Below are 6402 nucleotides of genomic sequence, written 5' to 3'. Positions count from 1 at the left end.
GTGATCCCGGGGATGAAGCCCAGGACACCCACCAGCAGGAACACCAGGCCCACCGCCATGGCGGCCTGCTGCACGCGGGTCCGGGCGGTCGGCGTTGCGGGTCGAGCGGTCATGAGACTCCTCCTTCGGGCCGGCGTCGCGGGGAGCGACCGGACGGGCCCCGCCCTACGGGCCCTTCACCGCGCCGACTACCCCTTGCTCGCCGGGCCAGTCCGCCCACCGACGTGGCGGTCCACGGCCTCGTGCGGCCGGCGCCCCCCGGGCGGACGCGCCAGGGCCCCGGCGCCCCGGGACCCCGGCCCCGGAGGCTCGCGGCTACCGGGCCGACGCGACGACCGGGTAGTGGTCGGAGAGGTTGCCGTACGTGTACAGCTTGCCCCAGCTGGACACCGTCCAGGGGGCGCTCTGCTCCTTGATCACCTCGTTGGTCCAGCCGGCCGGACGGGCATGACCGGCGCGGTGCAGGACGTGGTCCAGGTCCTCGCGCGGGTCGTCGGGGTAGCGCTCGGCCGCGATGGAGTTCTGCTCGGTGTCGAACGAGTACGGGTGCCCGGTGCGCCCGTCCGCGTCCACCAGGCCGCCGTCGGCGAGCATCGTGGCGTACTCGGCGCTGCGCGAGTCGACGTTGAGGTCGCCCGCCACCACCACCTGCTCCGAGGCCGGGATCCGCTTGGCGTCGAGGAAGGCGTCCACCGCCCTGAACTGGCGGGCGCGCACCTGCGCCGCCTCACCCGCCGAGCAGCCCGGGTCCGTCGACTGGGCGTGGGTGCCGACCACGTGCACCCGGCTGCCGTTGACGTCCAGCACGGCGTACACGAAGCCCTTGTTGGAGTACCGGTCGGCACCGCAGGCGTCCGGGTAGACGTACTGCTCCTTGCGTACGACGGGCCACTTGCTCAGGACGGCCACGCCGCCGTCCTCCGGGGTGGTGGCCGAGTACGCGCCGCCGGTGGCGTCCCACCCCTCCTTGCCGCGCCCCATCACCGGCGTGCGGTACGGGTACTGGGCGGCGGCGTCGCGCAGGAGTGTGTCGGACGAGGAGTTGTCGAACGCCTCCTGGATCACCACGACGTCGTTCCCCCGGAAGAACGGCGCCTGCGGGATCGCCCTGGCCCGGTGGTCCTGGCCCCAGTTGGGGTACAGGGTCCGGCTGAACAGGAACACGTTGTAGGTGAGGACGTCGAGCGCGGGAGTGGACGTGCCCCGGGCGGTGGGAGCGGTGACGGCCGTGGTCGTCCGGGACGCCGCCGGCGCGGGCCCGGCTCCGGTGGCGCCGGCGGTGGCCGGCGGGGCGCCGGCGGCGAGGAGGGCGGCGGCCAGAAGGGTGGGCAGGGCGGCGGACCGGGCGGCCTTCCCGGAGGCAGGGCGGAGCGCGGAGCGGGCGGGGTACGGCACGGTGACTCCTGGCGGAGGTGGGGGAGATGAGGGGAGCGGGCACATCAAAGCAGCCACGGTTACCTTCGGGTGGCCATGAGATGCAGCGCGTCTTGCGCGGGCCGTACCATCGCCCGAACTTCCCGGCGGCTGGGCGGATCCGGTCACGGACCCCGTCGTGGCGCCCGCTCGGACCGCCGGGCCGCTCCCCGTCGCCCCCGGCCCGTCCGGCCGCGTCCCGGCCGAGCCGGTCCCCGCCTTCGTGGCCCCGGGGCGGACGCCCCCGCCCCCGTCGGAGGCCACGCGCGCCCGGCGCGACCCCCTCACCGCGCCGTCCCCGGCTCCCCCGCTCGCATACTGGAAGGTGCCGCCACACCACGGCACCACGGCACCACGGCACCGGAGCACGGCATGAGCGCGTCACCCACGAACGACCCGGCACCACCCCCGCCGGGAGGTGTGCTGTGGAGCCTGGCGGGCGACGTACGGGGCCTGCTGATGCTGCCCGCCGCGCTCGCCCTCCAGGTCGCCCACCCGGCCGTCGGCGCCGGAGTGGACGAGCACTCCGCCTTCCGCACCGACCCCTGGGGTCGCGGTGAGCGCTCGCTGCGCTCGCTCCAGCTGTGGGTGTACGGAGGCGAGGCCGCCGCCGAGGAAGGGCGCCGGCTCCGGCGGCTGCACAGGGGCATCCAGGGCACCGACACCCGGGGCCGCCGCTACCACTCGCTCACCCCGGCGAACTACGCCTGGGTCCACGCCACCGGCTTCCCCGTGTACCGGCACGCCGCCCGCTACCTGATCCGGCCGATGACCGAGGCCCAGGAACGCGCGCTGTACGCCGAGTGGCTCCGGGTGGGCCGGGTCCTCGGCATCCACGACCGGGACATGCCGCAGACGATCGAGGAGTTCTGGCCCTACTACCGCGAGGTCCTCGCCGAGGAGATCGAGGCGACCCCCGTCGTGCGCGAACTCGTGGCGACCGACAGCCCGGTGCCGCCGCCCGACCGGGGACCGCTGCCGCTGCGGCTGCCGCTGCGTCTGATGTGGCCGGTGCTCCGGCCACCGCTCGTACGCTTCCGCACCTTCCTCACCGTCGGGCTGATGCCACCGGACGCGCGCGAGGCGATCGGCCTGGCCTGGACCGACGAGCAGGAGCGCAGGCTCCGCCGCTTCGGCCGGGTCGTCCGGGTCATGGTGCCCGTGCTCCCGGAGCGCCTGCGCTACCTGCCGATGGCCAGACAGGCGCGCAGGGCCCAGCGGCTCAGCCGGCCGGGGGCAGGCCGCCCCGCGCGATGACGTCCGCGTACCAGCGGGCGCTGTCCTTGGGCGTACGGCGCTGGGAGGCGAAGTCCACGTGGACGATGCCGAACCGCTTGCCGTAGCCGTACGCCCACTCGAAGTTGTCCAGCAGCGACCAGAGGAAGTAGCCGCGTACGTCCACGCCGTCCGCCAGCGCCCGGTGCACGACGGCCAGATGGGCGCGCAGGTAGGCGATCCGCTCCGGGTCGTGGACCTCGCCCGAGGGGTCGGCGTAGTCGTCGTAGGCGGCGCCGTTCTCGGTGACCAGCAGCGGGACACCCGGCAGCTCGTCGCGGAGCCGGGTCAGCAACTCGTACAGCCCCCCGGCGTCCACCGGCCAGTCCATGGCGGTACGCGGCCCGGGCGCGGGCACGAACCGCACGTGTCCCTCGGCCCCCGGCCACGGCGACGGGCTCTCGCAGGTGCCCGCCGCCACGACGGTGGGGGAGTAGTAGTTGATCCCCAGCGAGTCGACGGGGGTCGCGGTCACCGACAGGTCGCCGTCCCGGACGAACGACCAGTCGGTGAGCCCGGCCGTGTCCCGCACCAGGTCCTCCGGCAGGCGGCCGTGGAAGACCGGGTCCAGGAAGATCCGGTTGCCCAGCGCGTCGATCCGGCGGGCCGCGTCCCGGTCCTCCTCCCCGTCCGTCAGTGCCCGGACGGCATGCAGGTTCAGCGTCAGCGACACCTCCGCCGACGCCGGCAGGACCGCCCGCAGCGCCTGCACGGCACGCCCGTGGGCCAGGTTGAGGTGGTGGGCGGCGCGCAGCGCGGCGGCCGGGTCGGTACGGCCGGGGGCGTGGACCCCGGAGGCGTACCCGAGGAACGCCGCGCACCACGGCTCGTTCAGCGTCGTCCAGGTGGTGATCCGATCGCCCAGCGCGCCGGCCGCCAGCCCGGCGTACTCGGCGAACCGCTCGGCGGTGTCGCGCCGCGGCCAGCCCCCCTCGCCGGCACGGCCGCCCGTGCCGTCGTCCTCCAGCTCCTGCGGCAGGTCCCAGTGGTAGAGCGTGGCGACCGGCCGGATGTCCGCGGCGAGCAGCTCGTCGACGAGCCGGTGGTAGAAGTCCAGTCCCTTCGGGCTGGCGGGGCCCCGCCCGGTGGGCTGGACCCGGGGCCAGGCGAGGGAGAACCGGTAGTCGCTCACGCCCAGGTCCTTCATCAGGGCGACGTCCTCGCGCATCCGGTGGTAGTGGTCGGCGGCGATGTCACCGGTGTCGCCGTTGCGGACCCTGCCCGGCAGCCGGCTGAAGGTGTCCCAGATGGACGGCGTCCGGCCGTCCTCGTCGGCGGCGCCCTCGATCTGGTACGCGGCAGTCGCCGTGCCCCAGCGGAAGCCGGCCGGGAAGGTGAGCTCGGTCATGAGGAAGCAGACTCCCAACGGGGGGTGGTGGACGGAGCGGAGGAGACATCAGCCCTTGACGGCGCCCTGCATGATGCCGCCGACGATCTGGCGGCCCAGCAGGCCGAAGACCAGCAGGACGGGCAGGGTGCCCAGCAGGGTGCCCGCCATGATCACGGACTGGTCGTGCACATATCCGCCGCCCAGCTGGCGCAGCGCGACCTGCACGGTCGGGTTCTGCGACGACAGAGCGACGACCGGCCAGAAGAAGTCGTTCCAGGCGGCCATGAAGGTCAGCAGGCCCAGTACCGCCATCCCGGGGCGGGCGATCGGGACGACGATCGACCAGAAGATCCGCGCGGTGGAGGCGCCGTCCACCCGCGCCGCCTCGATCAGCTCGTCGGGCAGCGACTGCACCAGGAACTGGCGCATGAAGAAGACCCCGAAGGCGGACACCAGACCGGGCAGGATCACCGACTGGAGCTGGTTCACCCACCCCAGCTCCGCGACCAGCATGAACAGCGGGATCACCCCGAGCTGCGGGGGGATCATCATCGTGCCGACCGTCACCGCCAGCAGCGCGCCCCGGCCGCGGAACCGCAGCTTGGCGAAGGCGAACCCGGCGAGCGTGCAGCACAGCACCGTACCGATGGTGATCGAACCGGAGACGATCAGCGAGTTCAGCAGGGCGCGCCCGATGTCCGCCTCTTCCCTCACCGCCTCGAAGTTCCGCATCAGGTTCGGGCCGGGGAGCAGTGACGGCGGCACCCGCGCCAGGTCGGCGTTGGAGCGGCTGGCGGCGACGATCGTCCAGTAGAAGGGGAACGCCGAGACGAGGACGGCGACCACGAGGACGGCATAGGTGAGCCGGCCGGCGTGCGTGGTACGGCCGGCCCGCCGGCGGGGAGCCCGCCGGCCGGTGGGGGGCGCGGGTGGCGCGGGCGCGGACGGCGGGGCGGCGAGCGCGGTCATCGGCCGGCCTCCTTGCGGGAACGTCGGCGCACGAGCAGGGCGTTGACCCCCACGAGCACCAGGATCAGCAGGAACATCACCCAGGCGACGGCGGCGGCCCGGCCCAGGTGGAAGAAGCCCCAGCCCTGCTCGTACAGGTAGAGACCGAGCGTCTGGTACTGGTGCGAGATGCCGCCGGAGACGCTGCCCTCGAACAGCAGGGGTTCACCGAACAACTGGGTGGCGCCGATCGTCGACACCACGGTGGTGAAGACGATCGTCGGGCGCAGGCCGGGCAGGGTGACGTGGACGAACTGCCGCCACCGCGAGGCCCCGTCCATCTCGGCGGCCTCGTACAGCTCGGCCGGGATGGACTGCATGCCGGCGAGGTAGATCAGCGCGTTGTAGCCCGTCCAGCGCCAGACGACGATGGTGGAGACGGCGATCTGCGAGGCCAGGGTGCCGGTCTGCCAGTCGACCGGTCCGAGACCGGCCACGCCCAGCAGGTGGTTGACGAGCCCGAAGTCCCGCCCGAAGAGCTGCGCGAAGACCAGCGTGGCGGCCGCCACGGAGGTGGCGTACGGCAGGAGCATCACCGTACGGAAGAACGTCCGGCCGCGCAGCCGGTAGTTGAGCAGGTGCGCCAGTCCCAGGGCCATCACGAGCTGCGGCACGGTCGACAGCACGCCGATGGTGAAGGTGTTGCGCAGCGCGGTCCAGAAGAGTTCGTCGGTGAAGAGGGCGGTGTAGTTGCCCAGGCCCCGCCAGCGCATGTCCCCGGGCGTCTGGAGCTCGACGCGGTAGAGCGAGACGTAGGCGGTGTAGAGCAGCGGGAAGAGCCCGAAGGCCGCGAAGAGGGTGAAGAAGGGGGCGATGTAGGTGTACGGCGAAACGGTGCGCCACGCCCGGCGGGCGGCCGACGGCTTCACGGGCGCCCCCTTCTGCGCGGTGGCGGTCAGGGTCACTGTGCGGCCCTTCCTGGCTCGGTTCGGTACGGACGTGGGCGGTACGGCGGCACGCGCCTCGTCGCCGGGGCGGGGAACGGGACGCGGGGCGGGGGCGGTGCGGCGCCGCTGGGGTGGGGTGCCGGGGTGTGGGCGCCGCCGGGTGGGGCGCCGGCTGCGCCGGCGGCGGCGCACCGGAGGAGCCGGCGCGCCGGGGCCGACCGCCGCCGGGGCGGGCCCCGGGGGCGGACCCGCCCGTGGCCCCGGCCCGCCCCGCCGGTGCCGGCCCGCCCCGCCGGTGCCGCCCCGCACCGGAGGCGGGGCGCCCAGAGGGGCGGCGGTCCGGGCCGCGGCGCGCGAGGCCGGCCGGTTGCGGCCGGAGGGGTGCCCGGGGGCGTGTCTGCAAACAGGTGGAGTTGGGCATAGGAAATGGGTACGCTCAATACATCGGCCAACCGAGGGGGCATCAGGGTGATGGACACGCACTCCACC

Annotated in this window: 5 protein-coding genes; 1 reads left to right on the top strand and 4 read right to left on the bottom strand. The window is 74.1% G+C overall.

From position 1 onward, the window contains the following. Positions 1-315: 315 nt before the first annotated feature. Positions 316-1395: a sphingomyelin phosphodiesterase gene (gene sph / locus AB0H53_RS28900; protein ID WP_362119559.1), complete on the bottom strand. Its 1080-nt coding sequence runs from the start codon at positions 1393-1395 to the stop codon at positions 316-318. A 390-nt stretch (positions 1396-1785) separates the two neighbouring features. Between sph and AB0H53_RS28895 the strand changes: the two genes are divergently transcribed. Continuing rightward, a complete protein-coding gene (locus AB0H53_RS28895; RefSeq protein WP_362119556.1) occupies positions 1786-2670 on the top strand; it encodes an oxygenase MpaB family protein in 885 nt (294 codons plus the stop codon). On the opposite strand, the gene AB0H53_RS28890 is transcribed toward AB0H53_RS28895, so the two are convergent. The 3 genes from AB0H53_RS28890 to AB0H53_RS28880 form a co-directional block, all read right to left on the bottom strand. Beyond that, entirely contained in the window at positions 2636-4036 is a 1401-nt protein-coding gene (locus AB0H53_RS28890) for a GH1 family beta-glucosidase (protein WP_362119553.1), read from the bottom strand. The two genes, AB0H53_RS28895 and AB0H53_RS28890, sit on opposite strands and share 35 nt — an antisense overlap. A 48-nt stretch (positions 4037-4084) precedes the next feature. Then, on the bottom strand, positions 4085-4750 hold the full coding sequence (locus tag AB0H53_RS28885) for a carbohydrate ABC transporter permease (protein ID WP_362119562.1): 666 nt from the start codon (positions 4748-4750) through the stop codon (positions 4085-4087). Between the two features lie 233 nt (positions 4751-4983). Further along, positions 4984-5931, bottom strand: coding sequence for a sugar ABC transporter permease (locus AB0H53_RS28880; RefSeq protein ID WP_362119550.1), 948 nt, complete (start codon positions 5929-5931; stop codon positions 4984-4986). Between the last annotated feature and the right edge of the window lie 471 nt (positions 5932-6402).

It is taken from the genome of Streptomyces sp. NPDC050856 (assembly GCF_040653855.1).
GTDB lineage: Bacteria > Actinomycetota > Actinomycetes > Streptomycetales > Streptomycetaceae > Streptomyces.
The sequence above is the reverse complement of the archived record's forward strand: the minus strand, read 5'-3'. Positions and strand labels throughout refer to the sequence as shown.